The following is a 916-nucleotide window of genomic DNA, read 5'->3' on the forward strand; positions in this document are numbered from 1 at the left end:
GAGCCATTTTCATCCTGCGTAGCGGTCGGCTTCGACGCGGTGCAGGACGAGGATGGCCTGCACGATCGCGGTCGCTCGGCGTGGGCAGCAGCGCAGCTTGACCAGGATTTTCCAGGTCTTGAGGGTGGCGATCGCGCGTTCGCCGCGGGCGCGGATCTTCGCGTGCGCTCGGTTGACGGCCTTCTGCCGGCGTGACAGCTTCGGCCGGAAGCGGCGCCGCTTGAACGGGGTGCGCACGCTGCCGGGGGCGCCTTGATAGCCCTTGTCCGCGAAGGTCATCACGTCGGTGCTGGCCAGGGCGTCGATGATGCCGTGGGTGCGGGCGGCGGTCAGGTCGTGCGTCGAGGCGGGCAGCGCGGCCGAGGCCCAGACGAGACGCCCGGCCGCGTCGGCGATGACCTGCACGTTCACGCCGTGACGCTTGTGTTTTCCGGAGTAGTACGGCTTCTGGTTGGCGACCCGGTCGATCGGGATCAGGGTGCCGTCGAGGATTGCGTAGGCGAGCAGACGGATCCTGGTCATGGCCGTGGCCAGGTCGTCGGCGGTCGCGGCGAGCAGGTCGATGGCCTCGCGGACATAACGCCAGGCGGTCGTGACGCCGATGTCGAATCCGGCGGCCAGGCGGGTGTAGGTGTCGCCGTTGCGCAGGTGGGCCAGGGCGAGCAGGGCTTGCCGGCCGGGGTCGAGGCGTCGCCACCGAGACCGTTGCTGCTGGCGGCGGGTTCGGATGAGGGCGGCGAGGTGGTTCAGGCTGCGGGTGGACAACGGAATCGCGGCAGGGTAAGACAGCACAGCGAGGCTCCCGGTTGGGGCATCTGATCTTGGTCGATTGCTGTCTTACCGGGAGCCTCGTCCTACCTGGACACCGGCCTCCCACACCGCCCGTGACCTGCGCCGTCACGATGAAAATGGCTCA

General features: G+C 68.7%; 1 protein-coding gene. It reads right to left on the reverse strand.

Annotated elements, in window-relative coordinates; genetic code table 11:
* Window positions 1-9: 9 nt before the first annotated feature.
* Entirely contained in the window at window positions 10-792 is a 783-nt protein-coding gene (locus IF06_RS0131715; protein WP_013283918.1) for an IS5/IS1182 family transposase, read from the reverse strand.
* Window positions 793-916 lie beyond the last annotated feature (124 nt).

Origin of the sequence: Micromonospora globosa (genome assembly GCF_000717585.1) — a bacterium.
Classification (GTDB): domain Bacteria; phylum Actinomycetota; class Actinomycetes; order Mycobacteriales; family Micromonosporaceae; genus Micromonospora; species Micromonospora aurantiaca.